The organism is Streptomyces sp. NPDC042336 (genome assembly GCF_055581985.1).
This window is the reverse complement of record NZ_JBVJEA010000020.1, coordinates 14,908-35,668: the sequence shown is the minus strand read 5'-3', so window position 1 is coordinate 35,668 and position 20,761 is coordinate 14,908. Positions and strand designations below refer to the sequence as shown.

General features: G+C 71.9%; 22 protein-coding genes and 1 pseudogene. 11 read left to right on the top strand and 12 right to left on the bottom strand.

Translation table 11 applies throughout. The features are described 5' to 3' along the window. The first annotated feature begins 162 nt into the window (after positions 1–162). Positions 163–1,185, top strand: coding sequence for an SMP-30/gluconolactonase/LRE family protein (locus ACZ6IM_RS31775; protein WP_469561251.1), 1,023 nt, complete (start codon positions 163–165; stop codon positions 1,183–1,185). Between the two features lie 14 nt (positions 1,186–1,199). On the opposite strand, the gene ACZ6IM_RS31770 is transcribed toward ACZ6IM_RS31775, so the two are convergent. Next, a complete protein-coding gene (locus ACZ6IM_RS31770; RefSeq protein WP_052840995.1) occupies positions 1,200–1,793 on the bottom strand; it encodes a helix-turn-helix domain-containing protein in 594 nt (197 codons plus the stop codon). A 103-nt stretch (positions 1,794–1,896) separates the two neighbouring features. Here ACZ6IM_RS31770 and ACZ6IM_RS31765 point away from each other — a divergent pair, with 103 nt between their 5' ends. Further along, on the top strand, positions 1,897–2,502 hold the full coding sequence (locus ACZ6IM_RS31765; RefSeq protein WP_052840996.1) for a dihydrofolate reductase family protein: 606 nt from the start codon (positions 1,897–1,899) through the stop codon (positions 2,500–2,502). A 42-nt stretch (positions 2,503–2,544) separates the two neighbouring features. Here the strand turns inward: ACZ6IM_RS31765 and ACZ6IM_RS31760 are convergent, their stop codons facing one another. Next, the gene (locus tag ACZ6IM_RS31760; protein ID WP_469561246.1) at positions 2,545–3,318 is read right to left on the bottom strand and encodes a glycosyltransferase family 2 protein; all 774 of its coding nucleotides are present in this window, start codon (positions 3,316–3,318) and stop codon (positions 2,545–2,547) included. Between the two features lie 278 nt (positions 3,319–3,596). Here ACZ6IM_RS31760 and ACZ6IM_RS31755 point away from each other — a divergent pair, with 278 nt between their 5' ends. Together ACZ6IM_RS31755 and ACZ6IM_RS31750 are read left to right on the top strand one after the other, a co-directional pair. Further along, a complete protein-coding gene (locus ACZ6IM_RS31755; protein WP_052840998.1) occupies positions 3,597–4,100 on the top strand; it encodes a DapH/DapD/GlmU-related protein in 504 nt (167 codons plus the stop codon). Positions 4,101–4,355: 255 nt separating this feature from the next. Next, entirely contained in the window at positions 4,356–5,354 is a 999-nt protein-coding gene (locus ACZ6IM_RS31750) for an aldo/keto reductase family protein (protein WP_469561242.1), read from the top strand. An 84-nt stretch (positions 5,355–5,438) separates the two neighbouring features. Here ACZ6IM_RS31750 and ACZ6IM_RS31745 read toward each other — a convergent pair whose 3' ends face one another. After that, positions 5,439–6,950 carry a carotenoid oxygenase family protein gene (locus ACZ6IM_RS31745; protein WP_052841000.1) on the bottom strand — a complete coding sequence of 504 codons (1,512 nt, stop codon included), beginning with the start codon at positions 6,948–6,950 and terminating at the stop codon, positions 5,439–5,441. A 627-nt stretch (positions 6,951–7,577) separates the two neighbouring features. Here ACZ6IM_RS31745 and ACZ6IM_RS31740 point away from each other — a divergent pair. Beyond that, positions 7,578–9,086 carry an FG-GAP repeat protein gene (locus tag ACZ6IM_RS31740; protein ID WP_052841001.1) on the top strand — a complete coding sequence of 503 codons (1,509 nt, stop codon included), beginning with the start codon at positions 7,578–7,580 and terminating at the stop codon, positions 9,084–9,086. Positions 9,087–9,123: 37 nt separating this feature from the next. Here the strand turns inward: ACZ6IM_RS31740 and ACZ6IM_RS31735 are convergent, their stop codons facing one another. Further along, complete coding sequence (locus ACZ6IM_RS31735; RefSeq protein WP_052841002.1) at positions 9,124–9,777, bottom strand: maleylpyruvate isomerase N-terminal domain-containing protein; 654 nt, start codon at positions 9,775–9,777, stop codon at positions 9,124–9,126. A gap of 202 nt (positions 9,778–9,979) precedes the next feature. Here ACZ6IM_RS31735 and ACZ6IM_RS31730 point away from each other — a divergent pair, with 202 nt between their 5' ends. Beyond that, positions 9,980–10,645, top strand: a complete 666-nt coding sequence (locus ACZ6IM_RS31730; RefSeq protein WP_469561238.1) for a sugar O-acetyltransferase — start codon at positions 9,980–9,982, stop codon at positions 10,643–10,645. Here ACZ6IM_RS31730 and ACZ6IM_RS31725 read toward each other — a convergent pair. Then, positions 10,598–11,173: a TetR/AcrR family transcriptional regulator gene (locus tag ACZ6IM_RS31725; protein WP_469561235.1), complete on the bottom strand. Its 576-nt coding sequence runs from the start codon at positions 11,171–11,173 to the stop codon at positions 10,598–10,600. The two genes, ACZ6IM_RS31730 and ACZ6IM_RS31725, sit on opposite strands and share 48 nt — an antisense overlap. 62 nt (positions 11,174–11,235) lie before the next feature. Here ACZ6IM_RS31725 and ACZ6IM_RS31720 point away from each other — a divergent pair, with 62 nt between their 5' ends. Next, on the top strand, positions 11,236–12,207 hold the full coding sequence (locus ACZ6IM_RS31720; RefSeq protein WP_052841005.1) for an SDR family NAD(P)-dependent oxidoreductase: 972 nt from the start codon (positions 11,236–11,238) through the stop codon (positions 12,205–12,207). Between the two features lie 45 nt (positions 12,208–12,252). On the opposite strand, the gene ACZ6IM_RS31715 is transcribed toward ACZ6IM_RS31720, so the two are convergent. Continuing rightward, a complete protein-coding gene (locus ACZ6IM_RS31715) occupies positions 12,253–12,684 on the bottom strand; it encodes a VOC family protein (RefSeq protein WP_052841006.1) in 432 nt (143 codons plus the stop codon). 316 nt (positions 12,685–13,000) lie between these two features. Beyond that, positions 13,001–13,426, bottom strand: coding sequence for a MarR family winged helix-turn-helix transcriptional regulator (locus ACZ6IM_RS31710; RefSeq protein WP_052841007.1), 426 nt, complete (start codon positions 13,424–13,426; stop codon positions 13,001–13,003). Positions 13,427–13,514: 88 nt separating this feature from the next. Here ACZ6IM_RS31710 and ACZ6IM_RS31705 point away from each other — a divergent pair, with 88 nt between their 5' ends. Continuing rightward, on the top strand, positions 13,515–14,156 hold the full coding sequence (locus tag ACZ6IM_RS31705) for an MBL fold metallo-hydrolase (protein ID WP_052841008.1): 642 nt from the start codon (positions 13,515–13,517) through the stop codon (positions 14,154–14,156). An 88-nt stretch (positions 14,157–14,244) separates the two neighbouring features. Here ACZ6IM_RS31705 and ACZ6IM_RS31700 read toward each other — a convergent pair whose 3' ends face one another. Both ACZ6IM_RS31700 and ACZ6IM_RS31695 read right to left on the bottom strand, forming a co-directional pair. Beyond that, complete coding sequence (locus ACZ6IM_RS31700; RefSeq protein WP_469561229.1) at positions 14,245–15,720, bottom strand: MFS transporter; 1,476 nt, start codon at positions 15,718–15,720, stop codon at positions 14,245–14,247. Further along, positions 15,717–15,995, bottom strand: a complete 279-nt coding sequence (locus tag ACZ6IM_RS31695) for an Atu4866 domain-containing protein (protein ID WP_052841009.1) — start codon at positions 15,993–15,995, stop codon at positions 15,717–15,719. Before ACZ6IM_RS31695 ends, ACZ6IM_RS31700 begins: the two co-directional genes overlap by 4 nt. Positions 15,996–16,131: 136 nt before the next feature. Between ACZ6IM_RS31695 and ACZ6IM_RS31690 the strand changes: the two genes are divergently transcribed. Then, entirely contained in the window at positions 16,132–16,983 is an 852-nt protein-coding gene (locus tag ACZ6IM_RS31690) for a helix-turn-helix transcriptional regulator (protein WP_052841010.1), read from the top strand. Between the two features lie 28 nt (positions 16,984–17,011). Here the strand turns inward: ACZ6IM_RS31690 and ACZ6IM_RS31685 are convergent, their stop codons facing one another. Both ACZ6IM_RS31685 and ACZ6IM_RS31680 read right to left on the bottom strand, forming a co-directional pair. After that, positions 17,012–17,269 (bottom strand): helix-turn-helix domain-containing protein, encoded by a 258-nt coding sequence (locus tag ACZ6IM_RS31685; protein ID WP_052841011.1) that lies wholly within the window; start codon positions 17,267–17,269, stop codon positions 17,012–17,014. Then, entirely contained in the window at positions 17,269–17,760 is a 492-nt protein-coding gene (locus ACZ6IM_RS31680; RefSeq protein ID WP_469561224.1) for a DUF2975 domain-containing protein, read from the bottom strand. The genes ACZ6IM_RS31685 and ACZ6IM_RS31680 overlap by 1 nt, the downstream gene beginning before the upstream one ends. 153 nt (positions 17,761–17,913) lie before the next feature. Between ACZ6IM_RS31680 and ACZ6IM_RS31675 the strand changes: the two genes are divergently transcribed. After that, positions 17,914–19,380 (top strand): sensor histidine kinase, encoded by a 1,467-nt coding sequence (locus ACZ6IM_RS31675; protein ID WP_052841013.1) that lies wholly within the window; start codon positions 17,914–17,916, stop codon positions 19,378–19,380. Between the two features lie 7 nt (positions 19,381–19,387). Continuing rightward, on the top strand, positions 19,388–20,068 hold the full coding sequence (locus ACZ6IM_RS31670; RefSeq protein WP_052841014.1) for a response regulator: 681 nt from the start codon (positions 19,388–19,390) through the stop codon (positions 20,066–20,068). Here ACZ6IM_RS31670 and ACZ6IM_RS31665 read toward each other — a convergent pair. Then, a pseudogene (locus tag ACZ6IM_RS31665) lies at positions 20,060–20,749 on the bottom strand (phosphatase PAP2 family protein); the annotation flags it as partial. The gene ACZ6IM_RS31670 and the pseudogene ACZ6IM_RS31665 sit on opposite strands and share 9 nt — an antisense overlap. Positions 20,750–20,761 lie beyond the last annotated feature (12 nt).

The following is a 20,761-nucleotide window of genomic DNA, read 5'->3' as shown; positions in this document are numbered from 1 at the left end:
CTTGTTCCTTCCGCTTCACCGTCAGGAAGCCACTCGGCCGTGAACCTGGCCAGATGCAAAGGGACTTGAGCAGCCATGCATTACGGTAGCAAGACCCGGACAACGGTGTCCGGTTGGCTGCGGGTTGCTTCCGCATACTTTCGGACAGGAAGAGTGATGCCCATGCGACGGTTCCCGATCCGGCCCCTCGTCCCGGTCGCCACGATCGGCGTGCTGGCCCTTGCGGGGTGCGGCACGCAGACGGCCGGTGCGCCACGGGACCCGGGCACCACCGGAGGTGACCGGACCATCCACGCGCAACAGGTCATGCGCTTGACCGAGGTGCACGAGCAGACCGGGATGACCCTGCTGGAGGGCCCGGTCTTCGACGAGGACGGCGAACTGCTGGTCGTCGACGTCACCGCGCCGGCCGGCGAGCCGAAGCTCCTGCGCGTGAATGTCCGGAAGAAGACCTCGGAGCCCGTCCACACGGACGCTCGCGGCGCCTACACCTCCGCCCAGTTCAGCCCGTACGACGGACGGATCTATCTGACCGACTTCTCCCACGGGGACATCGTGAGCCTGGCCCCGGACGGCGCCGATCCGCGGACCTTCTTCTCCGGCGAGGTCGACGGAGCACGGATGAACCCCGACGACCTCGCCTTCGACCGGGAGGGAAACCTGTACCTCAGCGACTCACGCGGCATGTCCGAGGGCGAGGCGAAGGGCCGCGTGGTGCGGATCGACCGCGGGGGAAAGGAGGCCACCGTCCTGGCGGACGGCCTGGCGTCGCCGAACGGCATCTCCTTCGACACGGACTACCGCGGGCTGTGGTTCAGCGAGCTGACGCAGAACCGTGTCTCCTACCTCCTCCTGGACGGCAGGGGCCGGGTGGCTTCGCGGCACACCGCCATCCGGGTCGACGGCGGTATCGCCCGGACCGACTCGATCGCGGTGGACGCGGACGGCAACCTGTACCAGGGCCTGCACGGCCGCCCCGCGATGGCGGTCTACGACAAGTACGGTGAGCGCCTGGCCACCGTCGAGGTTCCGGCCCGCGCCGCCCGGGGACTCGAATCGGCGACCAACGTGGCCATCACGCCCGGTGGAACCAGGGCGTACATGACGGTCAGCGGGCCCGACGGAGGCTACCTCTACGGCTTCGACGCACTGGGCGAGGGCATCCGCCAGTCCAACGGCGGCTGAGGCCTGCGCTCCGCTCACTCCTCGAAGGGGTGCACCGGCCCCACCTCGACGCCGAGCAGCCGCCATGCCGCCCGTGCCCGGCGTTCCCGCTGTTCGCGGGTGGGGCCGGTGACGGCGCCGGAGACCATGGCTACGGCGATCATGAGGTCGCCGTCCGCCGAGGCCAGCCGGTGGCCGTCCGGCAGATGGGCCCGCAGGGCACGCTCGACCCGCTCGGACAGGTCGTGCGCGTACGAGGGGACGCTGGAGGGACTGCCGGCCCCGTCGGCGTGCAGGATGCCGATGAACGCCGCCGACTCCGTCAGATGCCAGGTCAGGACGCCGAGCACGCGAGGCAGGTCCGTGTCCTGCGCCGCGGCTGTCCGCTCCACCTGCCGGACGTTCTCCTCCAGCACCGCGGTCGCCACGGCCTCCCGGTCGGGAAAGTGCCGGTACAGAACTCCCTGGCCGACCCCGGCGCGACGCGCGATGGCGGAGAGCGGGGCGTCCAGGCCGTACTCCGAGTAGACCGCCCGTGCGGCGGCGACCAGAGCCGCCCGGTTGCGGGCGGTGGCCTTGCGCCCCTCGTTGGCGGGCCGCCGCTCCTCGGGAACACGGTGCTGCGTCACCCCGAGAGAGTACCCGGACGCGCGGGCGGCGGGAGCGACCCGGTTTCCGCCGATGAGTTTCAGGTGGTCGCGCGGTCTTACCTCTCGACGAAGGGAGCGCACCATGCGCAAGGTCATTGTTTGCACCTTCCTGACGCTGGACGGCGTCATGCAGGCGCCGGGCGGTCCGGACGAGGACGCCGAGAGCGGTTTCCGGCACGGCGGCTGGCAGAAGCCGGTGGACGACGACGAGGTCGGCACCGCCATCGCCGGTTGGTACCAGGACTGCGACGCGATGCTGCTCGGCCGCAAGACGTACGAGATCTTCGCGTCGTACTGGCCGACCGCCGATCCGGAAAACCCGTTCACGCACCGCATGAACAGCATGGACAAGTACGTGGCGTCCCGGACCCTGACGTCCGTCGACTGGCAGAACTCCGCCCTGCTGGAGGGCGACGTCGTCGATGCCGTGCGCAAGCTGAAGACGACCGACGGCGGCGACATCAACGTCGTCGGCAGCGGCGACCTGGCCCAGACCCTCATGCGGCACGACCTCGTCGACGAGTACCGGCTGACCATCCATCCGGTGATCATCGGCATCGGCAAGCGGCTGTTCGCCGACGGTGCGGTCCCCACCGCGCTGGAGCCGGTCAGCGTCACGACGACGCCGGGCGGGACCGTCGTCGGCGTGTACCGGCCCAACGGCAAGCCGAGCTACGACAGCTACTAGGCGGGGCGGGCTCCGATCCCGGGGGCCACCCACTCGGCAGGTCTAGATCCGGGACTTGCGCAGTGAGTGCCACACCGCCCCGGACAGCGCCAGCGTGGACCGCGGCACCGAGAGGCGTTCGTGCTCCCGGTACAGCCTCCAGTTGTGCTCCACCAGCGACAGCTTGTTCGAGGACAGCGACCCGGCCCGGCCGGCGCGGTAGACCGCCAGCGGTTCCCGCAGCCCTCGGGCGGGGTGCCCGTCCCTCATGATCGACAGCCACAGCGCGTAGTCCTGCCGCTTCGGCATGTCCGGCATCAGCCTCGTGCCCAGCACCGTCCGGTCGTACATGGCGGTCAGGGCGCCGATGTGGTCCTGCACCAGCATGTCCTTGTACGTCACACGTTCCCTTGCCGCGACCACGCGCCCGTTCGGTGTGAAGTCGCGGGCCTCGCCCGTGAAGTCGCCCGCGACCTTGTAGTAGGAGGTGAACGTCAGCGGAGCGTCACCTTCGGCGGCGAACGCCAGCTGTCGCTCCAGCTTTTCCGGGAGCCACATGTCGTCGCTGTCCAGGAACCCCACGTACTCCCCCCGCGCCCGTGCCAGGGCGAGGTTGCGGGCCTTGGCCGCGCCGCCCTGTTCGGGCGCCGCCTGCGGGCGCACTCGCTCGTCCTGGCGCGCCAAGTCCTGCAGCAGGTCCATCGAGTTGTCGGTGGACGCGTCGTCGGTGATCAGCAGCTCCACGTCCGTGTGGGTCTGCGCGAGTACGGAGCGCACCGACGCGCCAAGAGTGGCAGCCGAGTTGTGTACCGGCATCACCACGGAAACCAGGGGCACTGCCGTGCTCCTTACCCAGGTCGGAGTCGTCAGGGACGTCGTTGCCGCCGGCCACGGTCGAGTGGGCCCGGCTCTGTCCGCGCGCGCCGCCGAGGCGGCCACCGTACGTCGGCTACGACATGGACTGCACCGTATCAAGTGCGGGTCGTGGACTGATGCTCGGACCTCCTTCGATACAACCAGAGGTTGTAGCCAGCGCCTTGGAGGTTGTTTGCCGGGAGGTCAGGGCGTTGGTTCACTCGGAGTGGTCACGGGATGGTTGGCACAGGGAGGACGACATGGGCTTCGTGCAGAGGGTGCAGCGGGCGATCGGCATGACCGAGCGGATCAACACGCTCGCCTACGCCCAGCAGGAGGAGATTCGTGAGCGGTGGAGCGAGCTCACCGGGCAGGCGGTGGACGAGACCTTCCACCTGATCCCGCCCGTCTACAGCGACCACGGTGTGAACATCCGGGTGGGCCGCAACGTCTTCGTGAACCAGGGCTGCCGCTTCAACGACATCGGCGGCATCGAGATCGCCGACGACGTGATGCTCGGCCCGAACGTCAGTCTGATCACCTCCGGGCACCCGCTGGACCCGGCACGGCGACGCACCGGGATCACCTCGGCCCCGATCCGGGTCGAACGCAACGTCTGGATCGGGGCGTCCGCCATGATCCTTCAGGGGGTGACCATCGGCGCCGACGCCGTGGTCGCCGCCGGCGCCGTCGTGACCCGTGACGTTCCCGCCCGGAGCGTCGTCGCTGGGGTACCGGCGACGGTGATCAAGAAGATCCCCTGACCGCCGACGCCGACCTGCGACACACCCTGACTTCGCTGCCTGGAGCCGCCGGTCTCCTGCCTGAGTAGCGATCGTCCGCCGCCGACGTGATCCTTGCTCCGGAGGGTGTGGACCGCACCGACGACCTCGCCGCTCGGGAACAGCCGTCGCCCCGGCCGGCGGCACCTCCCCGGCCTTGTCCTTCGATCAACCGCACTCCGCCGCTGACCTGCTGCTCCCTCCCTGAGAAGCGACCCACTGACACCAGGAGTGATCATGCGCCACCGCAAGCTCGGCAGCTCGGACCTCGAGGTTTCGGAGATCTCCCTGGGGTCCTGGCTCACCTACTCGGGCGGCATCGAAGCCGACCGGACCCGCGCCTGCACCGAGGCGGCTTTCGAGGCGGGCATCAACTTCTTCGACACCGCCAACGTCTACGGACAGGGCGCCGCAGAGACGGCCTGGGGTGAGATCCTCTCGGCCCACCGCCGCGACTCCTACATCCTGGCCACCAAGGTCTACTTCCCGATGTCGGACGACCCGGCCGACCAGGGCCTGTCCCCGGCCCAGATCGCCAAGCAGATCGATGCCTCCCTCACCCGCCTCAGGACCGATCACGTCGATCTGTACCAGGCGCACCGCTTCGACCCGTCCGTGCCGGTCGAGGACACCGTCGAGGCGTTCCAGAAGGTCGTCGAGCAGGGCAAGGCGCGCTACATCGGCTTCAGCGAGTGGACGCCCGAACAGATCCAGGCCGGCATCGACATCGCCGGACCCGAACTGTTCGTCTCCTCCCAGCCGCAGTACTCGATGCTGTGGCAGGCCCCCGAGGCCGAGGTCTTCGGCCTGTGCGCCGCCAACGGCATTTCCCAGATCGTGTGGTCCCCGCTCGCCCAGGGCGTGCTGACCGGCAAGTACAAGCCCGGACAGCCCGTCCCCGAAGGCAGCCGCTTCGCCTCCGCCGACATGGGGGTCTCGAAGGACCTGGTCTACAGCGACGCCACCCTCGAAGCGGTCCAGCGCCTCGTCCCGATCGCCGAGCAGGCCGGGATGAGCCTGCCCACCCTGGCACTCGCCTGGGTCCTGCGCCGCGGCGAGGTCGCCTCCGCCATCACCGGCGCCTCCCGCCCCGAGCAGGTCCACGCCAATGCCGCCGCCTCCGGCGTCACGCTGTCCGACGACCTGCTGTCGGCCGTCGACCGGGCGCTCGGCGACGCGCCCCTGACCGAGCCCACGCTCGCCCCCGGCGCCCGGGCCGGGATCCGGCGCCGCTGAGGTCGCCCTCGGCAGCGGCGTCCGTACGGGATGGTGAGGCGGGAGAGGGGCGCCTGGCGCCGGGGGCGTGTGGCCTCCCGGGGCTCAGGCGTCCGCGATCCAGCTGCCGTGGAATCCCAGCGGAACCCGGCCGGGCAGCTGAACGCGCGCCAGCGGGTGACCGTCGAAGTCCTGGGCCGACAGGATCACCAGGTCGGTCGCGCCACGGTCGGGGTCGTTCACGTACGCCAGGACGTAACCGTCGTCCTCGTCCCGCGCTCCGCGCCGCGGGACGAACACCGGCTCGCTGACCGCCGCGCCCCCGGGGAACCGGTGGAACTGCCTGCGGCTCCGCAGCATGTCGTGCTTCACCAGGTAGTTGCCGAGCTTCTCGTCCGGGCACGCCCCGTCCACGGCCTCGTAGGCGCGCCACATCTCCGCCGCGCTCGCGGTGTAGGCATAGCGGTGCCGTCGCGAGACCAGGGACTCGTTGATGCGGGGGAACTCCTGCGGCCGGTCGTCCAGCCGAGTGGAACGGACTCGGTCGGCGCGCAGGTCGATCGTCCATCGGTCGAGTGTGGGGGACCCGGTCGCGGAGGGCCCGCCCATGCCGCGCCCGGCGGCGTGGAACGGCGCGGGGAAACCGATGTACTCCAACACGACGGTGTCGCCGTGGTCGTAGGCGTTGAGGGTGTGCGAGTAGTACACGGGATCGATCTCGAACCAGCGCGTGGTTCCACCGGTGCGCGGCAGCAGCCCTATGCGCATGGGATGCCTGTCGTTCCACACGTACGGCACGATCGCGCCGGCCTCCGCGGCGGCACCGTCGAAGGTGATCGGAACGTCCACGATCACGACGTACTTCTCGGTGAGCGCGAAGTCGTGCATCATCGGCGCGTCCGCGACGGGGATCCGCGTCGCGGGCCTCGCCCTGCCGGTCCCATCGATCACGATGTGACGCACATGGTCCCAGGTGGGGTAGTACGCGATCGCGTGCAGTTCGTCGGCCGCCTGGTCGTACTTGGTGTGCGCGGCAAGGGGGCCCTCGAGCGTGGAGCGGAAGTCGAACGGGCGCACGGTGCCCAGTTCGCCGTCCAGCTCGTACGGCAGTGGCCCGCCCTCCTGCATCGCCAGAACGCGGCCCTTGTACGGGATCACGTGCGTGTTGCACGCGAAGTCGTCCGGCGGCACCGGGCCCGGGTAGGTCTCCCCCAGCTTCGCGGTCACCTGCGAGGACCGCACCCAGCGGTTGCGGTACCACTCCGCGCGCCCGCCGCGCAGCCGGACCCCGTGCACCATTCCGTCACCGATCATCCAGTGGTGCGCACGGACGTCCTCGACGCCCAGCGCGTTCGGGCCGTTGCGCAGGTAGCGGCCGTCCAGGTCGCGCGGGATGCGGCCGATGACGTGGAGGTCGAAGGCGGTCAGCTCCTCGGTGACCGGCGCGAAGGCCCCTTCCAGGAACGGGGTGGCCCCCGTCTCGCAGCTCCACGGGGCTTCGGGAGTCGTCTGCGCCGCGGCAGTGAAGAAGCCGGGCCCGAGGCCGCTCCCCACCACACTGCCCGCTGCCGCGACCGCGGCGCCCTTGAGTAGTTTCCGCCGTGTGTGACTGGCCATCATGCTTCCTCGCTCCGTGATCGGTGTCCGGCCGTGACCGGGACGCGTGGTGACGGGACCAACTCTCCTCCCCGGTCGCCGGTGAAACAGGTGGCCCAGACCCCGAATCACGAGTGGTGCCGGCACCACCCCCACGACCGCCACGGCGAGTTGAGCCGCCGCGAAGCTCTCTCAGACCGGCTGGTTCCCTTGGTCGCGCCGCCGGCACGTCACCGGCCCTCGGGGCATGGTGAACCCGGCCCGCCCCTCTGGAATGGGCTGGGAGCCACGGACCAGAGCCGGGGCGGGAGTGTCCCTCCCCGAGGGCCTGCGGAAGGTCGGCGTGCGGTCGCCGTCATGGCGTGAGGCGCTCCGGATCAACGGTGGGTCCAGGATCGTCGAGTGCCACTCTGCCGAGGGCGCCCTTCTCGTCGCTGTGCTGCCCGATGAGTTGCATCATGTGCTCACGGCCCTGAACAGGGGCTGAGCCCGGCAGGGCGGCCTCCCTTGACGCTTGGGCGGGACTCCACACCGGGCACGTACAACCTTCGACGGCGTACGGATGTCTACTCGGTGAGCGCGGCACGGGCCGCGCCCGCCGAGGACGGCGGGCGGCCGTGGGCACTCGGAGACCAGGGAGGTCCTCCCGTGCATCACCTCAGACAAGCGGCCGTCACGGCCACCGCACTCCTCGCCCTCGCGGGCGGCGCGGTCGTCGCAGCCCCCGCCGCGCCCGCGGCCCCGGCCGCCGTGCCCTTTCCGTCCATCGGATGGCAGCAGCGCAACTGTGACTACGACGGCAACGGTTTCGACGACGTGCTGACCGGCGCCCCCGGCGCCACGGTGAACGGTGCCCCGGGCGCCGGTTACGTCACCGTGCAGTACAGCTCGTCCGGCGGTCTGAGCACGACGAAGAAGAGCGTGCTGCACCAGAACCTCTCCGGCGTACCCGGTGGTGCCGAAACCGGCGACCGCTTCGGCGGGGCCGTCGCCTCCGGGGACCTGGACAACGACGGGTACGACGACGCGGTCGTCGGCATCCCGGGCGAAGACCTCGCCGGACTGCCCGACGCGGGCGGTGCCGTCGTCTTCTGGGGCTCGCCGACCGGCCTGCACGGCTCCGACAGCACCTGGCTGGAGGACGGCGACCCGCGCGCGGACGCCCACTTCGGGCGGGCCGTCGAAGCGGCCCGGTACTTCGCCCCCGATCCGGCGGACCCGGACGCCGACCCGCGGGACTCCGTCGCCGTACTGGAGGACGACGCCCTGCTGTTCTTCACTCTCACGCCCGGCCTGGCGGCACGGCGCCCGACACTGTCGGAGCACCGCGTGCGGGCGAGCGACTTCGCACCGGCGGGCAGCGGCTTCGAGTTCCGCAGCCTCACCCACGGCAACTACAACGAGGACTCCTGGGCCGACCTGGCCGTCTCCGGTGTCACCACCGACGAGCAGCCGGGTGCCGGCACGGTGCACGTCCTGCACGGCGCACCGGACGTCGCCGGTCTCGGCGACGGGGGCACGTTCCCGGGTGGCCCGGCCGTCGTCTCCGGCGACTGGGACGGCACGGGCCAGGACGACCTCGTCATCGGCGACACCGCGGCCGGCGCACCGACCGGCGGCGGCATCACCCTCTATCTCGGCCGCGGCGACCTGTCCGGACTCGAGCCCGAGCCGGCGCAGTACTGGACCCAGGACTCCCCCGGCGTCCCCGGGACCGCGGAAGCGGGTGACCAGTGGGGCGCCGAACTGTCGGCCGGGGACACCGACGGCGACGGCCACCCGGACCTCGCCGTGGGCGCGCCCGGCGAGGACATCGGCACCGTGCCCGACGCGGGCGCCGTGTGGGTGCTGCGCGGCGACCGGACCGGGTTCAGCGACACCGGGGTGCGGAGCTTCGACCAGCAGCTCGCCGACATCCCCGGCACGGCGGAGAAGTCCGACCGCTGGGGCGGGCAGGTCCGGCTGATCGACGCCGACAAGGACGGTCTCTTCGGCCTGCTGGCTGCGGCGCCGGGCGAGAACACCGGCGACGGCTTCGTCTGGGTCCTGCCCGCTTCGTCGTCGGGTCTCGTCGCCCGCGGCTCGTGGACCTACGACGGGGCACGTCTCGGAGCACCGACGGCCGACGCGGGATTCGGATCCGCAATCGACGAGTAGCAGCTCCGCTGCGGCGGGCGAGACCCGCCGCGGCACGTCAGGTACGAGGCCGGGGCGCGCCGTCCCAGCGCCATGTCGAAAGGCGTGGGTGGCCAGGGAGTTCGGCGCGTCCGGTGGCCCACAGCAAGGTGGGCCAGGGGTCGGTGGTGGAGGGCACGTCGGGGAACAGCCGGTCGAGCACGCGCGAGCACAGTCCGGCGGGCGGGTCCCAGGCCAGTCCGAGCCCGCGCGCCAGGTCGTGCGTGTGCACCAGGGCCTCCACGATCCCCATGGCGGCGAAGCCCTCGGGGTCCGAGGCCCCGAAGACGTGGTGGGCGCGGGTCTCCGGCGGGGACGTGCGCACCATGGCGACCAGCAGCGCACCACTCGCCTCCAGGACCTGCAACAGACCGGCGGGGCCCGCCCCGCGGTCCGCGTGGACGGCGTTCGCCGGGCCGCCCGGCCGCCGGCTCTCCCAGACGAAGGGCACCTCGCCGTCCAAGGGCGGTACCGCGGGGCCCAGTTGCACGGCGTAGGCGAAGAAGTCGTCGCCGAGGTGCTCCACCGTCTCCCAGCAGTCCCACTCCAGCGAACCGGCCTTGGCCTCCCACGCGGCCGGGGGTGCCTGGCGGAGGACCTCCACCACGAGGCGTACGGCGAGGGCGAGATCGTCCGCCGTCACGAGAGCTCGGGCTGGGGCAGGTGGTGGCATGACGTGACCGTACCGCGGCCGGGAGGGGTCAGGCACTTCCGTTTGATCACATCCCGGCCGGACAGACGGACGGTCGCGGGCCGAGGCCGTCGGCTGCCGGGCGCCCGGTACGTATCGTCAGGGGCTGACGCGCGGACAGCCGCGCGGTCGGCCGGGACGGGTCCGCTCGTCCCGGGCAGTGGAGCGGAAGGAGCGGCTCACTGTGACGGACAGTCACGAGGAAAGAGTTCTGGCCCGGATCGCCGAGGGGCTCGTCTACACCGAGTCGGAAGCGGCCTTCCAGGCCCCTCTGCGTCGGACGGAGCAGATCTTCGAGTACAACCACACCCCGCCGGGCGAGACGGAGAAGCGCCGGTCGCTCCTCACCGCGATCTTCGGCTCGGTCGGCGAACGGACCGTGCTCCTGCCGCCGTTCCACGCCGGGTTCGGCAGCAACGTCCACATCGGCGACGACTTCTTCGGCAACGTGAACCTGACGTTCGTCGACGACGTGCGGATAAGCATAGGCAACGGAGTGATGATCGCCCCCAGCGTGACCCTGACCACGACGGGGCATCCGGTGCACCCTTCCCGGCGCGTCGACTTCGGGGGGTTCTCGGAACCGATCGTGATCGAGGACAAGGTGTGGATCGGGAGCAACGCCGTGGTACTGCCCGGCGTCCGTATCGGCTACGGGTCGGTCATCGGCGCCGGCAGCGTCGTCAGCCGCGACATTCCGCCGATGTCCATCGCGGTCGGAACACCTTGCCGGGTGACCCGTACCATCACGGACGAGGACCTGACCACACGCACGGCCGGGACCCTGACAGCGGGGAGCGCTTCAGCGCACCAGCAGACCGACGGCGACGGCCAGACGTTCGAGGTATGACTCCCGCGACGCGACCTGGTGCTTGAGGCCGATCGATGCGCTGATCAGTGTCTGGGCGACCGGGAGGGCCGCCTCTGGTCCCGACTCGGCGGCGACCGCCTCCGTGATCAGCTGCTCGAAGCGTCGCGGTGCGGTCTCGACGATGTCTCCGAGGACGTCGGGGTTGTCCGCGACGACCGTCGCGACATCGTGCGCCAGCGGCCCACCGATGTAGCGGCCCGCCCACTGGTCGAACGCTTCGACGAGACGCTCCGGCAGGGGGCGGCCGCTGTCGGCCAGGACCTGTTCGACCGCGGTGATGTCGCGGTCCAGGGCCTGGGTGACCGCGGCGCGGAACAGGGCCTCCTTCGAGGAGAAGAGGAAGTAGAGCCCGGGGCGGGAGATGCGCGCCGCCCGCGCCACCTCCTCCATCGACGTCTTCCGGTAGCCGAACCGCGCGAACGTGGCCATCGCGGACTCCAGGACCGTGGTCCGACGGTCGGCGTCAGCACCGGTCGAGGTCGGGCGGCCGGCAGCGGGAGCGTTCATGGGTCGAGCATACGAGCACCAGCCGCGCTATACAATTCCCGTCTAGTTCGTATAGTGGCGGCATGGACACTCGCCGGCTCATCTCCACGCCCTTCACCTCCTCCAGCACGGCGGACGAGGTGCTGGAGGACATCGACCTCACCGGTGTCCGCGCGATCGTCACGGGAGCTTCCTCAGGACTCGGCATCGAGACGGCCCGTGCGCTGACCGCCGCCGGGGCGGACGTGACACTCGCCGTCCGGAACACGGCCGCGGGTGACACCGTCGCCGAGAGGATCGGGACGGCGACCGGCCGGGTCCGTCCGCGCGTCGCCCGGCTCGACCTCGCCGACAGGGGCACCGTCACCCGGTTCGTCGACGCGTGGAGCGGCCCGCTCCACCTGCTCGTCAACAACGCCGGCGTGGTCACCGGTGGCCTCGAACGGACCTCTGAGGGCTGGGAGTTGCAGTTCGCGACGAATCACCTCGGCCACTTCGCCCTGGCCACCGGACTGCACCACGCCCTGGCCCGGGGAGCGGCCGACCGCGACGGGGCACGGATCGTCGCGGTCAGTTCGACGGCGCACATGCGGTCCGGCATCGACTTCGACGACCTCCACTTCGAACGCCGCGGCTACCACCCGCAGATCGCCTACGCGCAGTCGAAGACGGCGAACTCCCTCTTCGCGGTCGAGGCGACCCGCCTGTGGGCGTGCGACGGCATCGTCGCCAACGCGGTGAACCCCGGCGGCGTCGCGACGGGGTTGCAGCGGAACTTCACACCGGAGCAGAAGGCGTCGCTCGACGCGGCCGAGGCCGCCGGAGTCTTCACCTACAAGACGGTTGAGCAGGGGGCGGCGACCACGATCGTCGCGGCCGCCGCCCCCGAGTTCGCCCGCTCCGGCGGCCACTACCTCGACGACGCGCGAGAGGCCTACACCGTGCCGGACGACGCCGACCTCGCACGCCACCCGCACGGTGTCAAGGAGTGGGCACTCGACCCCACCGCCGCCGAGCGTCTGTGGACCGTCTCCACCGATCTGCTCCGCCGCTGACCCTCGTCACCGCTTCGTCCCGCGACGCCCGCCTGGTCGTGACCCTTACCGAGGACGGGCGTAAGGCCGGGTCATGACCTCCATGTTGTGGCCGTCCGGGTCGTCGAAATAGGCGCCGCGCCCCCCGAACAGCCGGTTGATGCGGCCGGGTTCGGTGTGACCGGGGTCGGCGTAGTAGGTGACCCCGAGCGTCTCCAGACGGGCGAGGACGGCGTCGAACCGCTCGTCAGGGACGAGGAAGGCGTAGTGCTGCGACTGGACCGGCTCGTCCCTCTTCTCGTAGAAGTCGAGCGTCACGCCGTTGCCGAGGTCGACGGGCAGGAACGGCCCGAACGGGGCGCCGGCCTCCAGGCCCAGGACCGCGGCGAGGAACTCGGCGGACAGGTTCCGGTCGTGCGCGTAGACGGCGGTGTGGTTCAACTGCACGCCGGTCGTCGGCGGTTCGGGGGCGAGCGGGTACTGCTGGTCAGTGGACATCAGGGATGTGTCTCCGGTCTGGGATACCGCTGGAACGAGGCGCCGCACGGGGGCGCCGGGAACTCGGACGCGGAGAAGGGGGGCGGGGCTCTCGCCCGCCTCGCGCTCACGCCGAGGCCGGGAACCTCACTCGTACGTGGCCCATGGCCGACCCGGCAGTCACCCGAGCGACCTTAGTGGCCGTGACAGGCGAGGGGCAACATCACTTCCTGGCCGCCGCCGGGCGCGTCCTCACCCTGGTCACCGAGCGAGCCGACGCGGAACTCGCGGCGCCGACGGGCCGACCGACCGCCTCGACCCGCCCCGCCCCGCCCCGTCAGTGTCCCGTGAGGTGGGCCGTCAGGCGGGACAGCAGGGCCACCGACTCGCTCAGTCGCCGTCTCTCGTCGGGGTCGAAGGTCTCGCGGAGGGCGGCGCCGAGGGCTCCCGCGCGGAGGGCGCGTTCCCGCCGGAGGCGGGAGCGGCCGGCGTCGGTGAGGCGCAGCAGGAACTTGCGGCCGTCGTCGGGGTGCCGCTCGCTGTGGACCAGGCCGTCGGCGGAGAGGTCCTTGACGGACTTGGCGGCCGACTGGTGTGTGACGCCGCGCAGCCGGGCGAGGTCGGCCGTCGTCAAGGGGCCGTCGCGGTCGAGGAATCCGAGGATGGCGGCCTCACCGGGAGGCATGGTGTCCACGGCCCGCACCGCCCGGACCAGCTCCCCGATCGATCGCCGCAGCTCCTCGGCCAGCGCGTCTTCGTCCATGGGGCCATCCTAGCCGTATCTTCATCACCTAGTTGTACAGTTGAGTTGTACAAAAAATGGTCGGTGGAAGCGGAGGGACATCGCGGTCATGGAACTCACCAAGTTCGGTCATGCCTGTGTGCGGCTCGAGAAGGACGGAAGCCGCCTGGTCATCGACCCGGGCGGTCTGACCGACCCCGGGGCGCTGGACGGCGCTGACGCCGTACTCGTCACGCACGAGCACTTCGACCACTTCTCGGAGGAGGTGCTGCGCCGGGCGGCCGCGGCGCGCCCGGGTCTGCGCATCTGGACCAACACCTCGGTCGCGAAGCGACTGGACGGCCTCGGCCCGCAGCTCGCCACCACCGGGGACGGGGACGCCTTCAGCGTCGCGGGCTTCGACATCCGGGTGCACGGAACCTGGCACGCGGTCATCCACCCGGACGTCCCGCGCATCCCCAACATCGGTTTCCTGGTGGACGAATCCCTCTTCCACCCCGGTGACGCCCTGACCGTCCCCGGTACTCCGGTCGGCACGCTGCTGCTGCCCGTGCACGCCCCCTGGTCCACCGTCGGCGATCTGATCGACTACGTGCGCGAGGTCGCTCCCCACGATGCCTACGCGGTGCACGACGGCGCCCTCAACGACGTCGGCACGGCGATGATCGAGGGCTTCCTCGGCGAGCGGGGCCCCGGGGTCCCCGCCCGCTACCACCGGCTGGCCCCGGGCGCGAGCGTCGGGATCCGCTGAGCCCCGCGGGGCCGGTCCCGCGGGGCCGTGACGAAGGCGTGTTCTTCGCGGTGACGGCCGGCCGCGGGTGGCGCGAGCGGCCACGTCGTCAGTGGTCTCGGCGGTCGGGTCGGTGCCGGATGAGGAGGGTGCCGCCCAGGCCGGCGAGCACGGTGGCGACGATGACGGCGGTCCCGGCGTCGTAGCCCGCCAGCGGGTCGGCCCGGTCCGCCCGTTGTCCGGCCTCGACGACGGCGGTGACGAGGGCGAGGACCACGGCACCGCCGATCTGCATGAAGGTGTTGAGCAGGGCTCCCGCCAGCCCCTGGTCCCGGTCGGGCACCCCGGACACCGCGCTCATGTTCAGCGCGGGAAACGTCGCCGCGGTGCCGATCCCGTTGACGACCATGACCGGCAGGACCACGGTGAGGAAGGAACTGTCGGCTCCGATACGGAAGAGCAGGCCGTAGGACAGCGCGAGGAGCAGCATTCCGGCGGCGATCATCCTGTGCACGCCGAAGCGGGCGGCGAGCCGTCCCGCGAACGGCGCCAGCGCGCCGTTGGCCAGGCCGAGCGGAACGAAGGCCCCGGCCGTCTGCAGCGGCGTCCAGTGCAGCACGTTCTGCAGGTGGAGTGTGGCGAGGAACGCGAACGACGTGTAGGCGCCCCACATGGCGAAGATCGTCAGGTTGGTGCCCGCGGTCGCGCGCCGGGCGAGGAAGGACAGCGGGACCAGGGGCCTGCGCGAGCGGGACTCCACCCGCAGGAACAGGACGAGCAGACCGGCCGCGGCGGCGAAGAGGACGAGGGTACGGACGGAGAGCCAGCCGTGCGACGGGGCCTGCGCGAGGGCGTAGACCAGCAGTACGAGGGCTCCGGTGGCCGTCAGCGCGCCGGGAACGTCGATCCTCTCGCGGGTGCCGCCCCGCGGGTCCGCCGGAAGCAGGCGGCGCCCCGCGACAAGTGCCGCCGCGGCGAGGGGCACGGGGAGCGCGAAGACCAGGCGCCACGAGAGTTCGGTGAGTACGCCGCCGAGGACGAGCCCTCCGACGAAGCCGCAGGCTCCCGCGGTGGCGTACCACCCGAGAGCACGGCCGCGCTTCGAGCCCTCCGGCCAGCCGGTGGTGATCAGGGAGAGGGCCGCCGGAGCGAGGAAGCCCGCGGCGACGCCCTTCGCCAGCCTCGCCGCGATCAGCAGGCCCCCGGTCGGAGCGAGCGCCCCCAGCACGCTCACCGCCCCGAAGACGGCGACCGCGGTCAGGAAGACCCGTCGCCGTCCGAAGAGGTCGGCGACCCGGCCGCCCAGGAGCAGGAAGCCGCCGTAGCCGAGGGCGTAGGCGGAGACGACCCACTGCAGGGAGCCCGACGCCATGCCGAGGTCGTGCTGAATGGCGGGCAGGGCGACGCCCACGTCGGACAAGTCGATGGCGTCCATGAAATGAGCCGCGCACAGGACCAGCAGGGCCGCAGTTCCGGGCGTCGGTGACGGGGACGGGGACGGGGACGCCTTCGGCGTGGCGTCGGCCCTCGGGGAGTCGGCGGCCTCACGGGCGCCTGCGGCGGGGACGCCTCCGCGCTCCCTCATGAGGGCTCCTCCTCGCGGTACAGCACGAGGTGTTCGTGGTGGAGCACGCCGTCCCGCAGGTCTCCGGTGGCGGTGAAGCCGGTGTCGTCGACGTAGTCGAGGTGGTTGCCGGTCACCGTGTACCGGCCCGTGTACGCGCTGCGCCGGTTCCCCCGGGCCTCGTCGTAGCGCCCGTCCGGCCGCAACTCCTGACGGATGTGGCCGTCCGCGGTCACCCACATGCCGACCACGTCGGCGTTGCCGGGGCTTCGGTGACCCCGCGCGTTCGCTGGCATCAAGATTGCCTTCCTCGGTGAGCGGTGGTGTCTGCCCGACCGAGTCTGCGCAGGTCAGCCCGGTGGAACCAGGGCGTTCTCCGCCTGGGTGCGGCGCACCCAGGCAGCGCGCAGGACCACCGCCTAGCCTGGGGGCATGGACGACAACCACCTTGGGGAGTTCCTGCGCGCCCGTCGCGCCGGACTGCGGCCGCAGGACGTCGGCATGGCGAGTCACGGCGTGCGCAGGGTCGCCGGACTGCGCCGCGAGGAGGTCGCCGTCCTGGCCGGGGTCAACGCCGACTACTACACCCGGCTGGAGCAGGGCCGCGAGCGGCACCCGTCACCGCAAGTGCTCGACGCCCTCGGCCGCGCGCTGCTCCTCGGCCCGGACGCCCGGGCCCACCTGCACCGTCTGGCCGGGGTGGCACCGGCCGCCGGAGGCTCGCTGCACGTCACCGAACGGGTCAGTCCCGCACTGCGTCAGCTGATGGACGGCTACGCCCACACCCCCGCCTTCGTCATGAGCCGCACCCTCGACCTGCTGGCCTCCAATGCCCTGGCCGACGCGCTCTACGCCGCCTTCACGCCCGCGGACAACCTGGCCCGCATGACCTTCCTCGACCCGGCGGGCCGGCACTTCTACCGGGACTGGGAGCGGGCCGCCCAGGCCGTCGTCGCCAACCTGCGCCAGGCGGCGGGCTTCGATCCCGAACACCCGCGTCTGGGGCCGCTCGTGGACACGCTCACCGAGCACAGTGCCGTGTTCCGGCGCCTGTGGGCGGAGCACTCCGTGCGCGGCAAGACGCGGGACGCCAAGCAGCTGCTCCACCCGGACGTCGGTGCTCTGTCACTGACGTACCAGTCCTTCGACGTCCGCGACGCGCCGGGCCAGCAACTGGTGATCTACCACGCCGAGCCGGGCAGCCCGTCGGCCCACGCCTTGACCCTCCTCGGCTCCCTGTACGCCGGCGAACGGCAGACCGCGCCCGGCTCCGCCGGACAGTGACTCCCGCCGCCGTCGAGGTGTGCGGGAGCTAGGAGCCCGGCCCGGCCGACGCCGTCCCGGAGGGTACGGCCCGAGCCGGTGTTCCGTCCTCCCAGCGCAGCAGGTCCCCCGGCTGGCACTCCAGTACCTCGCACAGCGCCGCGAGCGTGGTGAACCGCACCGCCTTGGCGCGGCCGTTCTTGAGCACGGCCAGGTTGGCGGGGGTGATGCCGACCCGGTCCGCGAGCTCGCCCACGGACATCTTCCGCCTGGCCAGCATCACGTCGATGTCCACGACGATCGGCATCAGATCACCTCGGCCAGTTCGGCCCGCATCCGCGAGGCCTCCACGTCCCGCGCGACGGCCTGGGCGAGCAGCACCCGCAGCACCAGGACGACGAGAGCGACCCCGAAGACGGCCAACGCGGCTCCGCCCAGCAGGAGCACGATGCCCGGGGCCACGGCCTCGCCCGGCGCCAGGACGACCCCGAGCGCGAACACCAGCAGGGCGGCGGCCAGGAACGCGCCGATGATCAGGTGCACGTGCCGGAACGCGGCGAGGGAGAAGACGGTGCCGCGCCGCACCATCGTCACCAGCCGCCACACGCAGACCAGGACGACCTGGGCCGCCATGACGCCGAGGACCACGATCGTGAGGATCGGGACGACCCGGCCCGACAGGGCGCTGTCCTCGACGTCGGCGGCCAGCAGCACGGCCATCACCGTCTGCACTCCCACCGAGCCGGCGAGCAAGGCCACGAGCACGGCACGCAGCGCGAGCACGGTCAGTTTTCCCATCGCCACTCCTCCTCGATCGAACTACGATGGGAATCTATCGTTTTTCGATAGGGTCGGCAAGGTGCGGCAGGGAGGAGTCGCGCGGGGCCTTACGCAGCGGATTGGACTTTCGGCAGTGGCCGGCAGGCGTGCGCGGTCCGTACCGTCGCCTCCGTGGAGAGCACAACGACCGACGGCCGGACCGGACGCAGGACCGGAACCGCCCTTCCCGGGTGGGCACGTGATCCCGGGACCCTGCTCACGGCGGCCACCACGCTGACCGCCGGCCTGAGCGCGACGAACCTGTGGTGGACCGTCCCGACCGCCGTCACCGCGTTCCTCGCGGGGCGGCGGCCCGGGCGGACGGCTCCGACGGCGCTCGCCCTGGTCGCGATCCTCGCGGCCGGTGTGACGGCGCTGTCAGTCGTTCCCGCCTGGCTCCCGCCGGCCGGCCGGTTCGCGACCGTGGTGGTCGCCGCCATGATGCTGCCCTGGTTCGCGGGCCGGTTCTGGTGCCAGTACCGGCAGCTCGTCCGGGCCGGGTGGGAGCGTGCGGGTCAACTGGAGCGCGAGCAGCGGCTGATCGCCGACCAGGCCAGGTCGCGCGAGCGGGCCCGCATCGCGCAGGACATGCACGACGTTCTCGGCCACGACCTCAGCCTGATCGCGCTGGCGGCCGGCGCCCTGAAGCTGGCGCCGGACCTCGCGGAACACCACCAGAGGGCAGCGGCGGACATCCGCGCCCGAGCGGCGGCCGCGGTGGACCGGCTCGGCGAGGTGATCGGTGTCCTGCGCGAGGAGACCGGTCCCAGCGCGCTCGACGCCGAGGGCTCCGGCCTCACCAGGCTGATCTCCGAGGCGTCCGACGCCGGGCTCGCGGTGGAGTGGCGCGTCGACGGCGAGGCGGACGACCTGCCGCCCGTGGCCGAGCGGGCGGCTCACCGGGTCGTGCAGGAGTCCCTCACCAACGTGGCCAAACACGCGCCCGGCGCGCGGGCGACCGTCCATGTGACCCATGGGGCGACGGCGACCGAGGTCGTCGTGGAGAACGGCCCGCCGCCGGACACGGCCGGAGAGCGGCCCCGGCCCGGCGGCGGCGGGCGTGGCCTGATCGGGCTCGACGAACGTGTGCGGTTGACCGGCGGCGCCTTCGACCACGGACCGCGCGACGGAGGCTACGCGGTCGTCGCGCGCATCCCGCACACGCCCTCGTCCCCGCCACCCGCAGCGTCGCCGCCCGCGCCCCCCGGCCTGCGCGGTGACACACTGCCGATGGAACACCGCCGCGCCCGGCGCCGGGTGGGCCGGACCCTGGTCGCCGCGGTCATGGTGCCGCTCGTGACGGGGGCCCTGCTGAGCGGAGCGCTGATGATCCGGGAGACGATGTCGGCGGCCCGGTCGGTCCTGGACCCTCGCGACTATGCCCGCCTGCACGTGGGGCAACCTCGTGCCGAGGTACGGCGTCTCCTGCCGGAGCGGCAGACCGACTACCGGCCGCTGACCGACGAGCCGACGGGAGACGGCACGACGTGCGAGTACTACGCGATGACGGCCGACCGGTTCGACGACCGCTCCGGCGACGCCTACCGGCTCTGCTTCCGGCAGGACACCCTGGTGTCCCTGGGCACGGTCGCCCCGTGAGCGCGCGATGATCCGGGTGCTGATCGCCGACGACGAGCCGATGATCCGTGCCGGGGTACGCTCCGTCCTCGCCACCGATCCGGGCATCGACGTCGTCGCCGAGGCCGCCGACGGGCACGACGCCGTGGAGCTGGTCCGGCGCCACCGGCCCATGGTGGCCGTACTGGACATCCGCATGCCGGGCGTCAACGGCATCGACGCCGCCGCGGAGATCCGCGCCACCGTGCCGGGCACGGGCGTCGTCATGCTGACGACCTTCGGCGAGGACGACTACATCCTCGAGGCGCTCGGCCGCGGCGCCGCGGGCTTCCTGATCAAGTCGGGCGAGCCGGAGGAACTGATCGCCGCGGTCCGCTCGGTGGCCGAGGGCGCCGCCTACCTGTCACCGAAGGTCGCGGCCCGGGTCGTCGCGCACCTCTCCGCCACGGGCGCCGGCACGTCGGCCGCCCGACGTGCCGGCGCCCGGAGCCGGGTCGCCGCACTCACCGCCCGGGAAGGCGAGGTACTGGCCCTGCTCGGCAGCGGCCTGTCCAACGGGCAGATCGCCCGGCGACTCCATGTGGTGGAGGGGACGGTCAAGGCCCACGTGAGTTCCATCCTGGCGAGGCTGGGCGTCGACAACCGGGCCGCTGCCGCGGTCGTGGCCCACGAGGCGGGCATCATTCCGCCGCGGCCTTCCCAGCCGTGAGGCCAGGCCCTGGGCGAGGGGCAGCAACGCGAGGAGCACCGCCGCCACGACGGCGCCGCCCAGCGCCGCACCGGCGAGCACGTCGTGCGGGTAGTGCACTCCCACCAGCACGCGCAGCAGCGCGGCGGCCCCGGCCAGCGGCAGCGTGATCACACCGAGCCGGGGGCGCAGCACGGCCAGACCGACGGCCAGCCCGGCGGCCAGCGTCGCGTGGTTGCTCGGGAAGGACCAGTCCCCCACCCCCGGGCACGCGGCGACCGCCTCGGCCCCCGCGCCGAGTGCCCGGCACGGCCGCTCCTCGTCCACCACGAGCTTCAGCGCTTCACTCACCACGTAGGCCGCGACGGTGCCCAGTCCGGTCAGTACCGTCCCGGCGACCACGCGTGCGTCCTTGCGGCGGACCGCCGTCCACCACACCAGGAGCAGCATCACTCCGAGGATCACGAGCGTGCCCTCGGTGGCCACCTCCAGAACGGAGCCCGTCCACAACGGCGCATCCGCCAACGCCCCCGTCACCGACCGGTACACGGACGCCGAAGCACCGCCGGTCACCTCGACGGCACCGGCCTCGCCCAGCCCGCCGGGGGACAGCCACGCGACCGTCCCCGCTCCCCCACCGAGGACGGCCGACACACCGAGCGTCCGACCGGCCCGGACCTTCATTCGCGGTTCTCGTTCCATGGGCTCGAACGT